At 60.3% G+C, this 17,649-nt stretch carries 17 protein-coding genes; 11 read left to right on the plus strand and 6 right to left on the minus strand.

Going from position 1 to position 17,649, the window contains the following annotated elements:
* Positions 1 to 47: 47 nt before the first annotated feature.
* From ACIOWE_RS01445 to ACIOWE_RS01460, 4 genes are all read right to left on the minus strand, one after another.
* The gene (locus ACIOWE_RS01445) at positions 48 to 1,241 is read right to left on the minus strand and encodes an acetyl-CoA C-acyltransferase (RefSeq protein ID WP_401386408.1); all 1,194 of its coding nucleotides are present in this window, start codon (positions 1,239 to 1,241) and stop codon (positions 48 to 50) included.
* Between the two features lie 12 nt (positions 1,242 to 1,253).
* The gene (locus ACIOWE_RS01450) at positions 1,254 to 2,015 is read right to left on the minus strand and encodes an SDR family NAD(P)-dependent oxidoreductase (RefSeq protein WP_401386411.1); all 762 of its coding nucleotides are present in this window, start codon (positions 2,013 to 2,015) and stop codon (positions 1,254 to 1,256) included.
* A 16-nt stretch (positions 2,016 to 2,031) separates the two neighbouring features.
* On the minus strand, positions 2,032 to 3,696 hold the full coding sequence (locus ACIOWE_RS01455; protein WP_401386414.1) for an AMP-binding protein: 1,665 nt from the start codon (positions 3,694 to 3,696) through the stop codon (positions 2,032 to 2,034).
* 249 nt (positions 3,697 to 3,945) lie between these two features.
* Positions 3,946 to 4,962 (minus strand): AraC family transcriptional regulator, encoded by a 1,017-nt coding sequence (locus tag ACIOWE_RS01460; RefSeq protein WP_401386417.1) that lies wholly within the window; start codon positions 4,960 to 4,962, stop codon positions 3,946 to 3,948.
* 283 nt (positions 4,963 to 5,245) lie between these two features.
* On the opposite strand from ACIOWE_RS01460, the gene efeU reads away from it, so the two are divergent.
* Genes efeU through efeO (ACIOWE_RS01480) form a run of 4 tightly spaced genes read left to right on the plus strand, consistent with a single transcriptional unit; the run spans position 5,246 to position 9,470 of the window.
* Entirely contained in the window at positions 5,246 to 6,094 is an 849-nt protein-coding gene (gene efeU / locus ACIOWE_RS01465; protein WP_401386419.1) for an iron uptake transporter permease EfeU, read from the plus strand.
* 8 nt (positions 6,095 to 6,102) lie between these two features.
* On the plus strand, positions 6,103 to 7,302 hold the full coding sequence (efeO, locus tag ACIOWE_RS01470) for an iron uptake system protein EfeO (RefSeq protein WP_401386422.1): 1,200 nt from the start codon (positions 6,103 to 6,105) through the stop codon (positions 7,300 to 7,302).
* Positions 7,303 to 7,319: 17 nt separating this feature from the next.
* The gene (gene efeB / locus ACIOWE_RS01475) at positions 7,320 to 8,618 is read left to right on the plus strand and encodes an iron uptake transporter deferrochelatase/peroxidase subunit (protein ID WP_401386425.1); all 1,299 of its coding nucleotides are present in this window, start codon (positions 7,320 to 7,322) and stop codon (positions 8,616 to 8,618) included.
* Positions 8,619 to 8,645: 27 nt separating this feature from the next.
* Positions 8,646 to 9,470, plus strand: coding sequence for an iron uptake system protein EfeO (efeO, locus tag ACIOWE_RS01480; RefSeq protein WP_201238200.1), 825 nt, complete (start codon positions 8,646 to 8,648; stop codon positions 9,468 to 9,470).
* Positions 9,471 to 9,594: 124 nt separating this feature from the next.
* On the opposite strand, the gene pssA is transcribed toward efeO (ACIOWE_RS01480), so the two are convergent.
* Positions 9,595 to 10,938, minus strand: a complete 1,344-nt coding sequence (pssA, locus tag ACIOWE_RS01485) for a CDP-diacylglycerol--serine O-phosphatidyltransferase (RefSeq protein WP_401386428.1) — start codon at positions 10,936 to 10,938, stop codon at positions 9,595 to 9,597.
* Between the two features lie 206 nt (positions 10,939 to 11,144).
* On the opposite strand from pssA, the gene ACIOWE_RS01490 reads away from it, so the two are divergent.
* Complete coding sequence (locus ACIOWE_RS01490; RefSeq protein WP_401386431.1) at positions 11,145 to 11,708, plus strand: TetR/AcrR family transcriptional regulator; 564 nt, start codon at positions 11,145 to 11,147, stop codon at positions 11,706 to 11,708.
* Between the two features lie 55 nt (positions 11,709 to 11,763).
* On the plus strand, positions 11,764 to 12,243 hold the full coding sequence (locus ACIOWE_RS01495; RefSeq protein WP_401386433.1) for a DUF1348 family protein: 480 nt from the start codon (positions 11,764 to 11,766) through the stop codon (positions 12,241 to 12,243).
* Positions 12,244 to 12,364: 121 nt separating this feature from the next.
* Here ACIOWE_RS01495 and sfnG read toward each other — a convergent pair whose 3' ends face one another.
* A complete protein-coding gene (gene sfnG / locus ACIOWE_RS01500) occupies positions 12,365 to 13,447 on the minus strand; it encodes a dimethylsulfone monooxygenase SfnG (protein ID WP_401386436.1) in 1,083 nt (360 codons plus the stop codon).
* A gap of 296 nt (positions 13,448 to 13,743) precedes the next feature.
* Here sfnG and ACIOWE_RS01505 point away from each other — a divergent pair, with 296 nt between their 5' ends.
* The 5 genes from ACIOWE_RS01505 to ACIOWE_RS01525 all read left to right on the plus strand — a co-directional run bounded on the left by ACIOWE_RS01505 (position 13,744) and on the right by ACIOWE_RS01525 (position 17,512).
* Complete coding sequence (locus tag ACIOWE_RS01505) at positions 13,744 to 14,601, plus strand: glucose 1-dehydrogenase (RefSeq protein WP_401386439.1); 858 nt, start codon at positions 13,744 to 13,746, stop codon at positions 14,599 to 14,601.
* A 279-nt stretch (positions 14,602 to 14,880) separates the two neighbouring features.
* Positions 14,881 to 15,165, plus strand: coding sequence for a DUF3077 domain-containing protein (locus ACIOWE_RS01510; protein ID WP_401386442.1), 285 nt, complete (start codon positions 14,881 to 14,883; stop codon positions 15,163 to 15,165).
* Entirely contained in the window at positions 15,162 to 15,428 is a 267-nt protein-coding gene (locus tag ACIOWE_RS01515; RefSeq protein WP_201233451.1) for a short-chain dehydrogenase, read from the plus strand. The genes ACIOWE_RS01510 and ACIOWE_RS01515 overlap by 4 nt, the downstream gene beginning before the upstream one ends.
* A 274-nt stretch (positions 15,429 to 15,702) precedes the next feature.
* Positions 15,703 to 17,064, plus strand: coding sequence for a cation:proton antiporter (locus ACIOWE_RS01520; RefSeq protein WP_401386446.1), 1,362 nt, complete (start codon positions 15,703 to 15,705; stop codon positions 17,062 to 17,064).
* Between the two features lie 151 nt (positions 17,065 to 17,215).
* A complete protein-coding gene (locus tag ACIOWE_RS01525) occupies positions 17,216 to 17,512 on the plus strand; it encodes a hypothetical protein (protein ID WP_401386494.1) in 297 nt (98 codons plus the stop codon).
* Positions 17,513 to 17,649 lie beyond the last annotated feature (137 nt).

Here is a 17,649-nt window from a genome sequence, read left to right on the forward strand (position 1 = left end):
CACCGCCATCGCGGGCAAGCCCGCTCCCACAGGGTCCAGTGTCAGCGTTAGTAAACGCATTCCACGGCCATGGCCGTCGCTTCGCCGCCGCCGATGCAGATGGCCGCGATCCCGCGCTTGAGGTTGCGCTGGCGCAGTGCCGACAGCAAGGTCACCAGAATCCGCGCACCCGACGCGCCAATCGGATGGCCCAGCGCGCAGGCGCCGCCGTGTACGTTGAGCTTGTCGTGGGGGATTTCCAGGTGGGTCATGGCCGCCATGCCGACCACGGCGAACGCTTCGTTGACTTCGAACAGATCAACGTCGCCCAGCGACCAACCGGTTTTCTTGATCAGTTTCTTGATCGCGCCAATCGGCGCCACCGGAAACAGCCCCGGAGTGTCGGCAAATGCTGCATGACCATGAATCACCGCCAGCGGCTTCAGACCGAGTTTCTGCGCCTGCGACTGACGCATCAGCAGCAAAGCCGCAGCGCCGTCGGAGATCGAACTGGAGTTCGCCGCCGTTACCGTGCCGCCTTCACGGAACGCCGGTTTCAGCGAGGCGATCTTGTCGAGTTTGGCTTTCGGTGGCTGTTCATCGTTGCTGATCAGCACCTGCTCTTTGCCAACGGTCACGGTCAGCGGGACGATTTCGTCCTTGAAGCTGCCGTCCTTGATCGCCTGTTGTGCGCGGGTGGTCGAAGCAATGGCAAAAGCGTCCTGCGCTTCGCGGCTGAAGTCATTGGTTTCGGCGCAGTCCTCGGCAAAAGTGCCCATCAGGCGGCCCTTGTCGTAGGCGTCTTCGAGGCCGTCGAGGAACATCGAATCGAGCACGCGGCCATGGCCCATGCGGTAACCGGCGCGGGCACGATCGAGCAGATACGGCGAGTTGGACATGCTTTCCATGCCACCGGCAATCACCACATCGGCGCTGCCGGCGACCAGCATGTCGTGGGCCAGAATCGTGGTTTCCATGCCCGAGCCACACATCTTGTTGACGGTGGTGCAGCGGGTCGATTTATCCAGCCCGGCGCCCAGTGCCGCTTGCCGCGCCGGTGCCTGGCCGAGGCCGGCGGGCAGCACGCAACCGAACAGCACTTCGTCGACCGCGTCGCTGGCGACCCCGGCGCGTTCAACCGCAGCCTTGATCGCGGCGGCGCCGAGTTGTGGCGCGGTAAGGCTTTTCAGTTCGCCCTGAAAGCCGCCCATCGGGGTGCGGACGGCGCTGACAATAACAATCGGATCGTTGGAAATAGTCATGACAAATCCTCCTTACTTGGCGGCCATGCGCAAGGCACCGTCAAGACGGATCACCTCGCCGTTGAGCATGCTGTTTTCGATGATATGCCGAACCAGCGCGGCGTACTCGGCAGGCTTGCCCAGACGCGGCGGGAACGGTACGCCAGCGGCCAGCGAGTCGCGTACTTCCGGGGTCATACCGGCCATCATCGGGGTTTCGAAAATCCCCGGGGCGATGGTCATCACGCGGATGCCGAAGCGCGCCAGTTCACGGGCGGCCGGCAGGGTCAGGCTGGCGATCGCACCTTTCGATGCGGAATAGGCTGCCTGACCGATCTGACCGTCGAACGCTGCCACCGAAGCGGTGTTGATGATCACGCCACGCTCGCCGTCGGCATTCGCCTCGGACTCAGCGATGGCGGCAGCGGCCAGACGCAGCATGTTGAAGCTGCCGATCAGGTTGACGTTGATCACCTGAGCAAAACTGGCCAGTGCATGCGGGCCGTTCTTGCCGAGGATTTTCTCGCCACGGACGATGCCAGCGCAGTTGACCAGACCGTTGAGGCTGCCAAAGGCGTTGACGGTCGCTTGCACGGCGGCTTCGGCAGCGGCTTCATTGCTGATCTCGGCCACCACACTCTGCGCGCCCAAACGCTGGGCCTGAGCGGCGACGGCTTCAGCGTTCATGTCCACCAGCATCACTTTGGCGCCGGCACTGACCAGCAATTCAGCGGTGGCGGCACCGAGGCCGGATGCGCCGCCGGTGACGATAAAAACCTTGTTTTCGATCTGCATGACTGTACTTCCTGATTCAAGCTGAAACGTTCTTCGCCGCGGCCTCTTGAGCTTTGGCGATTTCCTGGTTGCGCAAGATAAAGCGCTGCAATTTGCCACTCGGGGTCTTGGGCAATTCGCTGACAAATTCGATTTCACGCGGGTATGAATGCGCGGCCAGACGCTTGCGCACATGTTGGCGCAGCTCTTCGGCCAACTCCGGCGCCGCACGGTATTGCGCGCTGAGCACGACAAAGGCTTTGACCAGTTCGGTGCGCTCCGGATCGGGTTTGCCGACCACCGCCGCTTCGACCACGGCGGGGTGTTCGATCAATGCGCTTTCGACATCGAACGGGCCGACCCGGTAGCCAGAAGTGGTAATCACGTCGTCACTACGGCCGACGAAGCTGATGCTGCCGTCCGGGTTCCACTCCACGGTGTCGCCACTCAGGTAGTAATCGCCGACGAAGGCCTTGGTCGGTGCGCCCTGATAGCCGCCGAACCAGCACATCGGTGATTGCGGACGGTCGATGGCGAGAATGCCGGGCTGGCCGACGCCGAGTTCGTTGTACTGATCGTCGAGCACCACGATGCGATGCCCCGGCGAGGCGAAACCGGCTGCGCCGACATGCACCGGGTGATCGAGGCCGTGGTGGTTGCACAGGACCATGCCCAGCTCGGTCTGGCCGTAATGGTCGTGAATCACCACGTCGAGGTTGTCGGCGAACCAGCGGATCACTTCCGGGTTCAGCGGCTCGCCGGCGCTGCTGACGATGCGCAGCTTGCCCTTGATCGACTTGGCGAACTCATCACCGCCGGCAATCAGCAAGCGATACGCCGTCGGTGAACCGGTGAGGTTGCTGATGCCGTACTTGTTGATCACCCGGCAGGTGCTTTCGAGGGTGAACGGGCCATCGTAAAAGGTGATCGGATGGCCCATCGACAATGGCCCGGTCACACCAAAGTAGATGCCGTAGGCCCAACCCGGGTCGGCAACGTTCCAGAACGCATCTTCCGGACGCAGATCAACCGCGTCGCGGGTGTAGCTCTGGAAGGCGACGATGGCTTTGAGTGGCACCGAAAGCGCTTTCGACGGGCCGGTGGTGCCCGAGGTGAACATCAGCAGGAATGGGTCTTCGCCGGTGAGCAGCACCGGTTCGCAGACGTTGGAATGGTTGGGCAACTCGGCCCAGAAACTGTAATCGCCACGAACAATGCCCTGGCCCTTGGCGCCGCCAACGGTGACCAGGGTCGGGCAATCGGCAACTTCCGCAAGTTTTGGCCGGTTGACCGCGTCGGTCACCACGACTTTGGCGCCGGAACTGTTCAGGCGATGTTCGAGGGCTTTAGGGCCGAACGCGGTGAACAGCGGTTGATACACCGCGCCGATGCGCCAGGTGGCGAACACGGTGATCAGTAATTCGATATTGCGCGGCAGCAGACCGGCGACCTTGTCACCCTTCTGCACGCCTTGGGCGAGGAGGAAATTGGCAAAACGCGCGGCTTTGTCCTGCAGGTCGCTGAAGGTGTACGTCGCACTGGCGCCGTCGCGACCCTCCCAGAACAGCGCGATGCGCCCGGGCAAGGCATGGCGGTCGCAGCATTCGACGCAGGCGTTCAGTGCTTCAAGCGTGCCGCTGAGTGCGGCGTCCACGGTGTGCTGATAGTTGAACTGTTTGGTGGCAGACAAGTAATCGCGCATTGCCAGAATCCCTCTGTGTTTTTATTAGGTTGGGGAACCGTAAACAACAGAGGGATAGTCGCGCTGCGGCAGACTTGGGGCAATGGTCAAAGCCATCAAAGTGGCTGACTGGTTTGGCCAGGGTGCAGATCATGTGGCGCCTGAGCGGACGCTTTCGCGAGCAGGCTCGCTCCCACAGGGGAGTGCATTGCAAATTGTGGGAGCGAGCCTGCTCGCGAAGAGGCCGGATCAATCACTACAAAATCCGGATCAGACTGCTTCGTTAAGGATCAACGTACGGTAATGCCCCGGATTCGACCCCGACCACTTGCGAAACGCCTTGTAGAACGAACTGGCATCAGCAAACCCCAGCCGCGCCGCAATTTCGACAAAACTGATCGAAGGCTCCGCCAGCCAGACAATCGCCAGTTCCTTGCGCACGCTGTCCTTGAGCCCCTGATAGGTCTGCCCTTCCTCCGCCAGCCGCCGACGCAAAGTCGAGGCCGACATGCACAGTTGCTGCGCCAGCGCCTCGGTTTCCGGCCATTGCTCGGCGGGCAACTGGCGCAAGTCCTGTTTGATCCGACTGGCGAGGCTTTCCGGGTCGCGGTACTTCACCAGAATGTTCGCCGGCGCGTGAGCCAGAAAGCGCTTGAGCTCTTCGGCGCTGCGTTTGATCGGCAGATCGAGGCAATCGGCGGAGAAAATCATCCGCGTGCGCGGCCGATCAAAACGCAGGTTTTCCGAGAACATCACCCGATAGTCGTCAGTGAACTCCGGCGCCGGGCAACGCAGTTCGATGGCCAGAATCGGAATCCGCCGCCCGGCCAGCCAGCAGGCCACGCCGTGGACAATCATCCAATAGGTGAAATAGGTGAAAGCGCGGCGTGGCTGCGGATCGTCTTCAAGCAGGACGATTTCCGCGAGGCTCTGCTGATGCACCAGTTGTGCGGGCATTTTTTCCAGCATCAGCGAGAGGAATGTCAGCCCTGTGTTGAGGCCTGCGGCCAGCGTCGGTTGGGCCATGGCACTGCGACAGAGAAACTCCAGACTCCCGGACTTGAGCCGGCGCGGATCCATGCCGAAGAACTCGTCATCGCCACGCCGTGCGAGCAAACGCCAGAGCCTGGCGTACTGCGAGGCCGGCACCCGGCCATTCTCACTTTGCAACAGCGCCGGATCGATGCCGATCTTGTTCAAGGCGTCTTCCGTGGCCACGCCCGGGGCACAACTTTGCAGCAGCGCTTCACGCACCAGTTGCACGGCGATGGTGTCTTTTTCCGACATGGAACTCGGCTATTCCTGTTGTTTTTGAGTGGCAGGCATCTTACCCCAAACCCGACACAGTTCCCTTGTGGGAGCGAGCCTGCTCGCGAAAGCGCTGGCACAGGCAAAGAGATCTCGCCTGATACGCCGCCTTCGCGAGCAGGCTCGCTCCCACAGGTTTCTGTGCAGGGGAAAAAACAGGTTGTTCAGCTAGCGTTCAGGTTCATGTCAATGAATGTCATGTGAGAATGAGTGTCATTATGTTACAACTTGTAACCTCTTCGAATGACTTACTGGATGTCGAATGCTCGTTCCCTTTCTGATCATGCTGCGCGAAGGCATTGAAGCCGCGCTGATCGTTGGCATCATCGCCAGCTACCTGCAACAGACCGGCCGTGGCCAATGGATGCCCGCCGTGTGGATCGGCGTGTTTCTCGCCGCTGCGCTGGCCCTGCTGGTCGGTGGTGGCCTGGAACTGGTCAGCGCCGAATTCCCGCAAAAACAGCAGGAGTTGTTCGAAGGCATTGTCGGGCTGGTGGCCGTGGGCATTCTCAGCTCTATGGTGTTCTGGATGCGCAAGGTCGCACGGTCGATCAAACATTCGCTGCAAGCCTCGCTGGATCAGGCGCTGACCTCCTCCAGACATCAGGTGATCGCGCTGATCGCCATGGTCTTCTTCGCCGTCGCTCGCGAAGGTCTGGAAACGGTGTTCTTCCTGCTCGCGGTGTTCCAGCAAAGCGAAGGCCCGGGCGCGCCGATCGGTGCCCTGCTCGGCCTGATTCTGGCGATCATCGTAGGCTTCCTGATCTACAGCGGCAGCATGCGCCTGAACCTCTCGGCATTCTTCAAGTGGACCGGGCTGTTCATTCTCGTCGTCGCCGCCGGGATTCTCGCCAACTCGGTGCAGGCCCTGCACGAAGCCGGCCTGTGGAATCACCTGCAAACCGTGCTGTTCGATTTCAGCGCAACGTTACCGATGGACGGCCCGCTGGGCTCGGTGCTGGCCGGAATGTTCGGTTATCAGGATGCGCCGACCGTCAGCACCCTGGGCGCGTACCTGATCTATCTCGTCGTGGCGCTGGTGATGTTCTTCTATCCCGCCGCGCCGGTTGCCTCGAAAGCAGCCAAATCGTCTTCCGTTTCCAGCCAATAAGGGCATCCATGTCAAAGCCTAATACCCCTCAGGCCTCCCCTCCCCGCGCCTTGCGCTGGGCGGTGGCCGGTTCGGTGGTCGTGATGATCGCAGCCGGTGGCCTGTTCTACTACGCCTCGAAAATGGCCGCGGCCAAGCGCCAGCTCAACCATGACGAAGTGGTGGTCAACATTCATCCGGGCAGTTGCGAGCCGAACGCACTGACGGTGCCGGCCGGGCGCGCCAGTTTCCGCATCGTCAACCGTTCCGACCGTGCCGTGGAATGGGAAATTCTCGACGGCGTGCTGGTGGTCGAAGAGCGCGAAAACATTGCGCCGGGCCTGAGCCAGGTGATCAACGCCAACCTGCAACCCGGCGACTACGCAATCACCTGCGGCCTGCTGAGCAATCCGCGCGGCACCCTGCACGTGACGCCGACCGCTGCTTCCGATGCGGCCGCCAAGGCCAAACCATCGATGGTCGCCTTCGTCGGGCCGCTGTCGGAATTCCGCGTGTATCTGGCCAGCCAGGGTAGCGCGCTGATCAAAGCCGTCACCGCGCTTAATCAGGCGATTGAAAGCGGTGACTTGAGCCAGGCGCAGGCGTTGTACTTGCCGGCGCGTGCGGCCTATCAACGTTTGGCCCCGGCCGCGCAGCGCCTGGCGGAACTGGACAACAGCATCAACGCCCGAGCCGATTATTTCGAGAAGCGCGAGCAGGATCCGGCGTTCGTTGGCTTCCACCGTCTCGAATACGCATTGTTCCAGCAACGCAAACTCGACGAACTCGCTGCCGTTTCGCAGCGCTTGCTGAGCGACGTCACCACGCTCAAGCAGCAACTGCTCGCGCAGACGCTGCCACCGGAGCAACTGGTCAACATCGTGGTGCGCAACCTCAACACCCTCGCCGACGTGCGCGCCGCCAGCGGCGAAGAAGAGCGCTACAGCCACAGCGATCTCAACGGTTTTGCCGCGAATGCCGAAACCGCTCACAAAGTTGTCGAGTTGCTGCGGCCGATGCTGAGCAAATCCGCCGCCGATCTGTTGCCGAAAATCGATCAGGCACTGGCGGATTTCGACAACCAACTGAACAGCTTCAAGGTCAAGGACGGCTACGCCACTTACGACACTGTCAGCGGCGAACAACGCAAGCAGATCGCCGACAAGGCTCAGGCCCTGGCCGACGCACTGGATGGCATTGATCCCGCCCTCGGCCTCTCCGGCCTGTAAGCAGAAGACGAGTACCGATGAAAGATTCCGAACAACTCAACCTGCAACGTCGCCGTGTCCTGATGGGCATGGGCGCCGCTGGTGTCGCCCTCGCCGGTTCGGCCCTGAGCTGCCCGGCCATGGCCGCAGCGCCTGCGCAAGTCACCGAAGCGCCGAGCAGCGACAAGACTGAAGACCGCCACGATTTCCACGGTGTGCATCAAACCGGCATCGTCACCCCGCGCCCGGCCTCCGGCATGTTCGTGTCGTTCGACGTGCTGGCCAGTGATCGCGAAGACCTTGAGCGGCTGTTCCGCACGCTCAACGAACGCATCGCTTTCCTGATGAAGGGCGGCCCGGTGGCGCAGATCGACCCGAAACTGCCGCCGCCGGACTCCGGCATCCTCGGCCCGGTCGTCACCCCGGACAACCTGACCATCACCGTGTCGGTGGGTGAATCGCTGTTCGACGAGCGCTTCGGCCTGGCCGACGCCAAACCAAAACGCCTGCAACGCATGGTCGGTTTCCCCAACGATGCGCTGGAAGCCGATTGCTGCCACGGCGACCTGAGCTTGCAGTTCTGCTCCAACACCGCCGACACCAACATTCACGCCCTGCGCGACATCGTGAAGAACCTGCCGGACCTGCTGCTGGTGCGCTGGAAACAGGAAGGCAGTGTGCCGCCGCAAGCCCCGGCGAAACCCGGCGTGCCGGCGCAATCGGCACGCAACTTTCTCGGTTTCCGCGACGGTTCGGCCAACCCCGATTCCAACGACGCCAAAGCCATGGATCGCCTCGTCTGGGTGCAACCCGGCAGCGATGAACCCGCCTGGGCGGCCCACGGCAGCTATCAAGCGGTGCGGATCATCCGCAACTTCGTCGAGCGCTGGGATCGTACGCCGTTGCAGGAACAGGAAAGCATCCTCGGCCGAGTCAAGACCACTGGCGCGCCCATGGGCGGCAACCATGAAAGTGAAGTCCCGGATTACAGCAAAGACCCTGAAGGCAAGCTGACCAAACTCGACGCGCACATCCGTCTGGCCAACCCGCGCACCGCCGCGACGCAGGCCAACCTGATCCTGCGCCGGCCGTTCAATTACTCCAACGGCGTCAACAAGAACGGCCAGCTCGACATGGGCCTGCTGTTCATCTGTTACCAAGCCGATCTGGAAAAAGGCTTTATCACCGTGCAGACCCGCCTCAACGGCGAACCGCTTGAGGAGTACCTCAAACCGGTCGGCGGCGGTTACTTCTTCACCCTGCCGGGTGTCACGGGCGACAAGGACTTTATCGGTCGCTCGCTGCTCAACGCCACACAACCGAAAACCGCTGCATAAAACAATCTAAACACTGGAGCCGCCCCCATGAAAAAGACGCCACTCGCGTTATTGCTGACCCTTGGTTTGCTCAACACCCCGCTGTCGGCGTTCGCCGCGACCGCACCGCTGGATCTGGTCGGGCCGGTTTCGGACTACAAGATTTACGTCACCGAACAGCTCGACGAACTGGCCAGCCACACCCAGCAGTTCACCGACGCGGTGAAGAAAGGTGATCTGGCCACTGCGCAGAAACTCTATGCACCGACCCGCGTGTATTACGAGTCGATCGAGCCGATTGCCGAGTTGTTCAGTGACCTTGATGCGTCCATCGACTCCCGCGTCGACGACCATGAGAAAGGCGTGAAAGCGGATGATTTCACCGGCTTCCACCGCATCGAATATTCGCTGTTCTCGGAGAAAAGCACCCAGGGTCTGAATGAACTGGCTGACAAGCTCGACAGCGACGTCAAAGACCTGCAGACCCGCGTGGCCGGCCTGACCTTCCCGCCTGAGAAAGTCGTCGGCGGTGCTGCTGCGCTGCTGGAAGAAGTCGCCGCGACGAAGATTTCCGGTGAAGAAGACCGTTACAGCCACACCGACCTCTATGACTTCCAGGGCAACATCGACGGCGCGAAGAAAATCGTCGACCTGTTCCGTCCGCAGATCGAGAAACAGGACAAGGCTTTCGTCGCCAAAGTCGACAAGAACTTTGCCACCGTCGACAAGATCCTGGCCAAGTACAAGACCAAGGACGGTGGTTTCGAGACGTATGACAAGGTGAAGGATAACGACCGCAAGGCGCTGGTTGGGCCGGTGAATACACTGGCGGAAGACCTGTCCACATTGCGTGGCAAGTTGGGTCTGAACTAAGTTTTTGTAGCGTCTGTTAAGGCCCCATCGCGAGCAGGCTCACTCCCACAATGGAATGCATTCCAACTGTGGGAGCGAGCCTGCTCGCGAAGGCATTTTCAGCCGCACAACATAATCTGAAGCATTACAAAATCCGGTAGAGCAACCGCTCGATCCGCACCCGACTCACACGCTTGAGAAACTTCGCCACACCGCTCGGATACTCCGGCAGCGTCTCCAGATTCTGAAAACTGCTGATCCGCGTGGTATGCCGGAAAATCTCCTCCAGTTCCTTCGCGCGTGGCTCCAGCCATTCGCCTTTCGGATCATCAATCAGCAGCGCGTTTTCCAGATCCAGTCGGAACGCCCGTGGATTGAGGTTATTGCCGGTCAGCAGCGTATAGCGCTGATCGATCCACATGCCCTTGAGGTGATAGGTGTTGTCGCCATCACGCCACAAGTGCAGGTTCAACTGGCCGCTGTCGATGTTGCGCTGGTGCCGTTTGGCGAAGCGGCGCAGACTGATTTCGTACAGATACGGCAACGCCGCGATCACCTTGAATGGCTCACTCGGCGGAATGTAGAAGTCGTTGGCGGTCTTGTCGCCGACCACAATGTCGATCTTCACCCCACGCGCCAGGGCGCGGTTGACCTCGCGGATCACTCCCAGCGGCAGGTTGAAGTACGGCGTACAAATGGTCAGTTGTTGTTGCGCACTGGCGATCAGTTCGAGAATCGCCCGGTTCAACGGATTGTTCTTGCCCACGCCGAGCAATGGACTGACCGACAGACCGTCTCTGGCTGTGCTGCCGTTAGCGGTGTCGTAAGTGGCGTATTTGAGGCGGCTGCGCAGATCACCAATGTCGTTGCGCAGGCTGCGCGTGGTCGGCAGGTTTGGCAGATCGAGGCGATGCACGGCTTTCGATTCGATCAGGCCATGCTTGACCAGGTGATGCATCGAATCCGCCAGTTCGCGGCTTTGCAGGACGTGATAGCGGTCGAAACGGTACTTGTCGAACTTGTGCAGGTAGACGTTGTTCAGGCTTGCGCCGCTGTACACCACGCAATCGTCGATCACGAAACCCTTCAAGTGCAGAACACCGAACAGTTCGCGGGTCTGCACCGGCACGCCGTAGACCGGCACCTCACTTTGGTGAGTGCGAGTCATTTCCTGATACCACGCCGAATTGCCCGGTTGTTTGCCGGCGCCGATCAGCCCGCGCTGCGCACGCAGCCAGTCGACCACCACAGCGATTTCCAGCTCGGGACGCTTGAGTTTGGCGGCGTGCAAGGCATCGAGGATTTCCTGACCGGCTTCGTCTTGCTGCAGATAGAGCGCGACGATGTAGATGCGCTGGGTCGCCGTGGCGATTTTCTCCAGCAGGCAACGACGGAACTCGGCGGCGCCGGACAGAATGGTCACGGCCTCGGCGGTCAGCGGGAAGCTGCGCAGTTTAGGCAGCAGAGAACGTTTGAAAAGCAACGGCATAGGGCTCGCAATGGGTCGAATCCGAAGAACCCGAGAGCTTACACCATCGCATCCTTCGGGTCTTGTCAGTGTCTGTAATGACCTCTTCGCGAGCAGGCTCGCTCCCACATTTGAAATGCATCCCCCTGTGGGAGCGAGCCTGCTCGCGAAAGCAATTTAAAAATCAACGCTTGACCAAGGAGAACGATCGTTCTACTGTTCGCCACATGAACGAAATCACTGACACCTCGACCCGCGACATCATTCTCGATGTCACCGAAAAGCTGATCTACAAAAGTGGCATCGCGGCCACCGGCATGGATCTTCTGGTGAAGACCGCCGGCGTCTCCAGAAAAAGCATCTACCGCTACTTCGCCAACAAGGAAGAACTGACCGTCGCCGCCCTGCAACGCCGCGACGTGCGCTGGATGCACTGGTACCGAAGCGCGGTCGATCAGGCCGAAACCCCGGCCGATCGCCTGCTCAACCTGTTCACCGTACTCAAGGGCTGGTTTGCCTCGGAAGGTTTCCGTGGCTGTGCCTTCATCAACACCAGCGGCGAAACCGGTGATCCACAGGACCCGGTGCGCCAGGTCGCCAAAGACCACAAACAGAAGCTGCTCGACTACGTGGGCGAGCTGTGTACCGAACATGGCGCCGAAGATCCGCAACTGCTGGCCAAACAGCTGCTGATCCTGATTGACGGCGCCATTACCGTAGCGCTTGTGATGGGTGATCACAGTGCCGCCGATAATGCGCAATGCATGGCGCGAAAGTTATTGGACCTGTAACGCCTTAATAAGCCTGACCCGTTGTTTAAACGTTAACTTTTTCGGGAGACTGACTATGTCTACTGCAGCCCAGGTGCGTCCGCCATTGCCCCCCTTCAACCGTGAATCGGCCATCGAGAAAGTTCGTCTGGCTGAGGACGGCTGGAATTCCCGTGATCCGCAAAGAGTTTCGCTGGCCTACACCCTCGACACGAAATGGCGTAACCGCGCCGAGTTCGCCCACAACCGCGAAGAAGCCAAAGCCTTCCTGACCCGCAAGTGGGCAAAAGAGCTGGATTACCGTTTGATCAAGGAACTCTGGGCTTACTCCGATACCCGTATCGCCGTGCGTTACGCGTATGAATGGCACGACGATTCGGGCAACTGGTTCCGCTCCTACGGTAACGAGAATTGGGAGTTCGATGACAACGGTCTGATGTTCCAGCGTTACGCCTGCATCAACGACATGCCGATCAAGGAAAGTGAACGCAAGTTCCACTGGCCACTGGGCCGACGTCCGGATGATCACCCGGGACTGTCCGACCTCGGTCTGTAACCTCACAGTGATAGCAAATGTGGGAGCGAGCCTGCTCGCGAAGTCGTCGTATCAGTAACGATAGTTGTTACTGGCACACCGCTTTCGCGAGCAGGCTCGCTCCCACATGGATTTTCAGTGTTCAGGCTGCTGCGGTGGTTTTTTCGGCCTCCAGTTCACGCACCAATGGCAACACCCGCTTGCCGAAATACTCCACTTCCTCCTGAAAGTGCAGGAAACCCGCCAGCACCAGGTCCACACCCACCGCTTTCAACGCGACGATTCGCTCGGCAATCTGTTGCGGCGTACCAATCAGATTGGTCTTGAAACCATCGTTGTATTGCACCAGATCCTCGAACGTCGATTTCGCCCAGTTGCCCTCACCCTCCGGTGATGCCTTGCCCGCCTGTTTCGCCGCGTCGCCAAAAGCATTCACCGCTTCGGGATCGGCCTGTTCAATGATTTGCGCGAGCACCGACCGGGCTTCCTCTTCAGTGTCGCGGGCGATGACAAAGGCGTTCACGCCGACTTTCACCGAATGATGATTGGCCGCCGCTTTTTGACGAATGTCATCAACCTGCGCCTTGATCCCCTCGACGCTGTTGCCATTGGTGAAATACCAGTCGGAGACCCGCGCTGCCATGTCCCGCGCGGCACGCGAACTGCCGCCCTGAAAGATTTCCGGACGGCCCAGCGGTTTTGGTTTGAGGGTGTAATTGTCGAAACGGTAAAAGTCGCCGCGAAAGCTGAAGTTGTCCTGACTCCAGACACCACGCAGCGAGCGGATGAACTCTTCCGAGCGACGATAACGCTCATCGTGTTCCAGCCAATGCTCGCCGATGGCCTGAAACTCGCCCTTGAACCAGCCACTGACGATATTCACCGCAATCCGGCCGTTGGTGAGTTGATCGATGGTTGCCAGTTGCTTGGCGGCAAGCGCCGGTTGCCAAGGGCCGGGCAGAATCGCCGCAATCACCTTGAGTTTGCTGGTCGCCGCAAGCAAGGCGTGGCTGAACGCGACGGACTCGTGCTGAAACTCGGCACCGTAACCGGCGGTGAAACGGATCTGCGTCAGCGCGTATTCGAACCCGGCCGATTCGGCGATTTGCGCCAGTTTGCGGTTGTACTCGATGCCCCAATCGGTGCGCTGTTCGATCTTGCTGACCACCAGCCCACCGCTGACGTTCGGCACCCAGTAGGCAAATTTCACGGCTTGCTGACTCATTGGCATGTCCTCGGGACGTTCGGGAGATGAGTAACCCAGAGCAGCAAGCGTGCCAGCCGCGAAACGCCCGGATTGACTGCGCTTGAGGGGGTGCGGAGGTGTTTTGCTGGAGGGTTGTTTGTCGGGTAGGTGTTGGCTGGGCAACAGTTGCAGCAAAGATCTATCGGCCTCGCGACCTGGTCACTGCCACGTTGTTTTCAGCGCTCAACAGCGATTCGCCATCGCACATCCGATCGAACTCACGGCAAACGACCCGGGTCAACCGCCCATACCTGCCATGACCCCGGAGACCGACCATGACCGATTATCCAAAACCACCCTTCCCCACCCAGGCGCAAGCCGTTCCCGGTTCGCAACGCAAGATGGAGCCGTACCCCGATTGCGGCGAGCAAAGCTACGTGGGCTCCGGCCGACTTGCAGGCAAGATTGCCCTGATCACCGGCGCAGACAGCGGCATCGGCCGCGCGGTGGCCATCGCTTTTGCCCGCGAAGGCGCGGATGTTGCCGTGGCGTACCTCAACGAACACGAAGACGCCGAGGAAACCGCACGCTGGGTCGAACAGGCCGGACGCCAGTGCCTGTTGCTGCCCGGCGATATCGCGCAAAAAGCACAGTGCCAGGCCTTGGTCGACAAGACCGTCGAACGCTTCGGGCGCATCGACGTGCTGGTCAACAATGCCGCGTTTCAGATGACCCACGAAAACTTTGAAGAGATTCCCGATGACGAATGGGTGATGACCTTCGACGTCAACATCACCGCGATCTTCCGCTTGTGCCAGGCAGCGCTCAAACACATGCGGCCCGGGTCTTCGATCATCAACACCAGTTCGATCAACTCGGACATGCCCAAACCCACTCTGCTCGCTTACGCCACCACCAAAGGCGCGATCGCCAACTTCACCGGCGGTTTGGCGCAAATGCTTGGGCCCAGGGAGATTCGTGTGAACTGCGTGGCGCCGGGACCGATCTGGACGCCTCTGATCGTTTCGACCATGCCCGATGAAGAGGTGCAGAACTTCGGCGCGCAAACTCCGCTCGGCCGTCCCGGCCAACCAGTGGAAGTGGCGCCGATCTATGTGCTGCTGGCGTCGGACGAAGCCAGTTACATCACTGGCCAGCGCTACGGCGTGACCGGTGGCAAACCGATGCTCTGACGCCCACTCCCACAATGATTTGTGGTCATCCCGCAAGGATTGCGGCGGTTGACGGGTCTGCCCTCACTCCCTATCCTCGCGTCCGTCACGACTCATTCGTGATCGGGTTTGACGGCTCGGTGTTTCCCTAGGTCCTTTGCGCAGCTCAATGGCAGCTGTGCGTGGGGCGCTTTCGAGTGCGCCGGGTTCCTAGGACCGGTCCGTCAACCCGCGTACAGTTGCCACCCAATTCGTTTGACGGCGATTTCGTGGCAACTCCAATTCCTGGGAGATGCACCGATGACCGATCCAACCACGATTTCAATCCCCTTCACCCCCTGCGACCACGTCGCCCACCACCTCTTCGCCGTTCAACCCGGCGTCCCGTTACTCGACGCCCTCGAACACGCCACGGTCTACCTCAGTTGCGCCGAAGCCCTCGCCCATCAAGCCCCCACCGCCACCCGCCCGGAACACAGCGGCTCCTTGCGCTGGGCCAGCCAACAAATGCTCGGCACTGCACGCGCATTGGTGCAGGCATCGGTCGATGGTTTGCACGCCGCACGCGCTGGGGGTGAAGCATGAATTCGCACCTTTCGATGACGCATAACGAAGACAGCATTCCCGTACTGCTTGTCTCCACCGAGGCTCCGCTGGATGTGTTGCACGCCAGTGCGGCGAGTCGGTTTCTGGCGGTGACGCAGATGATGGAAAGCCTGGCCAGTCTTGATATCACCTCGGCCAAGGGCGCCGATGTGCAGCAACTGGCGCACGCGGCGGCGATGTTGCTGCGCGATGGCTGTGATGTGATGGATGTGTTGGGGCGGCAGATTCAGTTGCGGGTTTGATCCACAAGCTTGTGTAGGAGCTGCCGCAGGCTGCGATCTTTTGATGTTGGTTTCAAGATCAAAAGATCGCAGCCTGCGGCAGCTCCCACACGGTTACGGGTTCGGTAAATAAAGTGAACCCGGCCCTCTGGCGACTCTCCATACCTTTAAGTGCCCAACCGGTCCGCAGGGTCAGGAAGTCATCATGTCTACGCCTATTATCAAACTTTTCATTCATTGGACGTCGAGACGTGGTGCCTGTGCCGTCCGTTGAAACCTGCGCGGGCGGCGCATCATGAGTTTTGTGGTGTGGGTCGCGGTGCTCGGTGCGGTGCTGCTGACGCTGGCACTGACCTCGTCGTATCTGCGCTGGATGCCCGTGACCACTTCCGCTGTGTGCTTGCTGCTGGGCATCGGTATCGGCCCCAGCGGCCTCGACCTGCTGAAATTGCCTCTGGAACACGCCTCATTGTGGATGGAGCACCTGACCGAAGTCGCGGTGCTGTTTTCGCTGTTTGTCTGCGGGCTGAAGTTGCGTCTGCCGCTGCGTGACAAGCGTTGGCGTATCGCGTTTGGCCTGGCAGGCCCGGTGATGGTGTTGACCATCGCGGGCGTCTGTCTGCTGCTGCACTGGGGGTTGCAACTGGCGTGGGGGCCGTCGTTGCTGATCGGCGCGATTCTGGCACCGACCGACCCGGTGCTGGCAGCGCTGGTGCAAGTCAACGATGCGCGGGATGTCGACAGCGTGCGTTTTGGCTTATCCGGTGAAGCGGGACTCAATGACGGCATTGCCTTTCCCTTCGTACTGCTCGGCCTGTTGCTGCTCGACGGCTCCGGGCATTCCAGTGAGTGGCCGGACTGGATCCTGCGCAGCCTGTTGTGGGCCGTGCCCGCCGGGTTATTGACCGGCTACTGGATGGGTCGAGGCATCGGGCGCTTGACGTTGTCCATGCGTATTCGCAACGACGACAGCACGCTGAGCCCCAATGATTACCTGGCGCTGGCCCTGATCGCCCTGGCCTATGTGGTGGCCGAGGCCATCGGTGGCTACGGGTTTCTCTCGGTGTTTGCCGCGGGGCTCGGTCTGCGTCAGGAAGAAGTGAAATCCACCGGCGCCGGCCAACCACCGGCTGAACACCTGGTTCAGCCAGTGGTGGGTCATCAGAACGTTGAGCCGCAACATGCCGTACACGGCGATACCGAGCGGCTGGAGGTCAGTCAGGTCGCTGCCGGGATCATGATGGGCGACATGTTGTCCTTCGGCAGCCTCGTTGAACGCGCCATGGAGGTGTTTCTGGTGACGCTGCTCGGCGTGGTTCTCGTAACGCATTGGGACTGGCGGGCGCTGCTGGTCGGCGCTGTACTGTTCGGCGTGATTCGTCCGGTGTGCGTGGCGCTGATGCCGTGGGGCTCGCTGCTGGAAGGACGGCAACGGCTGTTGATCGGCTGGTTCGGCATTCGTGGTATCGGCAGTCTTTTCTATCTGTTTTATGCCTTGAATCATGGCCTCGACGGTTCGGTGGCGGCGCTGTGTACGGACCTGACGCTCTCGGTCGTGGCCTTGAGCATTTTGCTGCACGGGATCAGTACCCAGCCGATTCTGGCGCGCTACGAACAACGCAAAAACAAATCCCCCACACGGGTTTCCGGGGGATAAAAATCTTCCGCAAAAAAAATGGATCTCTCGGCGATGGCCAGCGGTCACAACCATAACCCCCGCCGGACGCACCCGGCGGGGCCCGGCAGGTTCGGTTCCCCTGCGGCGTTTCGCCCATGAAAAGGAATCATTGAACAGTAAGGTCACCGCCATGAAAGAATGCTCGACTCCTGCGCAAATCAAGGCTTGCAGGGCTTTGGCCCTGGAACGCAATCGTCAATTGTTCGAAGAAGCGCAGGCGCTGAATCGAGCGGCTCATGAGCTGCTCGAAAGCGGGCAGCTGGATTCTGAACAGTTTGAGCACTATCGCGCTTTACGCCGTAAAGCCGATGTTCAATTTGCCGATGCGATCGAGCATTTGTGTGTGCTGAATGAGGATTTTCCGCCGATTCCGATGTCGGTGCAGAACTCTCAGGGGTTGCGGCGGCAGCTTGAAACTGTGGATTAAGAGCAGAAGAGCCCCTCACCCTAGCCCTCTCCCTGTATGTACCGGACACATGGTGGACAGGTGTTCGGACACATGGTGGACACTTTTTAATAGACACATTGCTCATCGCGAAGGAGATGACCTGTGTCTTGGGAAGA

The sequence above is a fragment of the Pseudomonas sp. NPDC087598 genome, assembly GCF_044743525.1.
Taxonomy (GTDB): domain Bacteria; phylum Pseudomonadota; class Gammaproteobacteria; order Pseudomonadales; family Pseudomonadaceae; genus Aquipseudomonas.

Coding starts and splice junctions, on each gene's coding strand:
- ACIOWE_RS01455 (WP_401386414.1), bottom strand. CDS start 3,696: ATGCGCGATTACTTGTCTGCCACCAAACAGTTCAACTATCAGCACACC.
- pssA (WP_401386428.1), bottom strand. CDS start 10,938: ATGCCGTTGCTTTTCAAACGTTCTCTGCTGCCTAAACTGCGCAGCTTC.
- ACIOWE_RS01445 (WP_401386408.1), bottom strand. CDS start 1,241: ATGACTATTTCCAACGATCCGATTGTTATTGTCAGCGCCGTCCGCACC.
- ACIOWE_RS01525 (WP_401386494.1), top strand. CDS start 17,216: ATGAAAGAATGCTCGACTCCTGCGCAAATCAAGGCTTGCAGGGCTTTG.
- ACIOWE_RS01510 (WP_401386442.1), top strand. CDS start 14,881: ATGACCGATCCAACCACGATTTCAATCCCCTTCACCCCCTGCGACCAC.
- ACIOWE_RS01460 (WP_401386417.1), bottom strand. CDS start 4,962: ATGTCGGAAAAAGACACCATCGCCGTGCAACTGGTGCGTGAAGCGCTG.
- ACIOWE_RS01505 (WP_401386439.1), top strand. CDS start 13,744: ATGACCGATTATCCAAAACCACCCTTCCCCACCCAGGCGCAAGCCGTT.
- efeU (WP_401386419.1), top strand. CDS start 5,246: ATGCTCGTTCCCTTTCTGATCATGCTGCGCGAAGGCATTGAAGCCGCG.
- ACIOWE_RS01490 (WP_401386431.1), top strand. CDS start 11,145: ATGAACGAAATCACTGACACCTCGACCCGCGACATCATTCTCGATGTC.
- ACIOWE_RS01495 (WP_401386433.1), top strand. CDS start 11,764: ATGTCTACTGCAGCCCAGGTGCGTCCGCCATTGCCCCCCTTCAACCGT.
- ACIOWE_RS01520 (WP_401386446.1), top strand. CDS start 15,703: ATGAGTTTTGTGGTGTGGGTCGCGGTGCTCGGTGCGGTGCTGCTGACG.
- ACIOWE_RS01515 (WP_201233451.1), top strand. CDS start 15,162: ATGAATTCGCACCTTTCGATGACGCATAACGAAGACAGCATTCCCGTA.
- efeO (WP_401386422.1), top strand. CDS start 6,103: ATGTCAAAGCCTAATACCCCTCAGGCCTCCCCTCCCCGCGCCTTGCGC.
- efeB (WP_401386425.1), top strand. CDS start 7,320: ATGAAAGATTCCGAACAACTCAACCTGCAACGTCGCCGTGTCCTGATG.
- sfnG (WP_401386436.1), bottom strand. CDS start 13,447: ATGAGTCAGCAAGCCGTGAAATTTGCCTACTGGGTGCCGAACGTCAGC.
- ACIOWE_RS01450 (WP_401386411.1), bottom strand. CDS start 2,015: ATGCAGATCGAAAACAAGGTTTTTATCGTCACCGGCGGCGCATCCGGC.
- efeO (WP_201238200.1), top strand. CDS start 8,646: ATGAAAAAGACGCCACTCGCGTTATTGCTGACCCTTGGTTTGCTCAAC.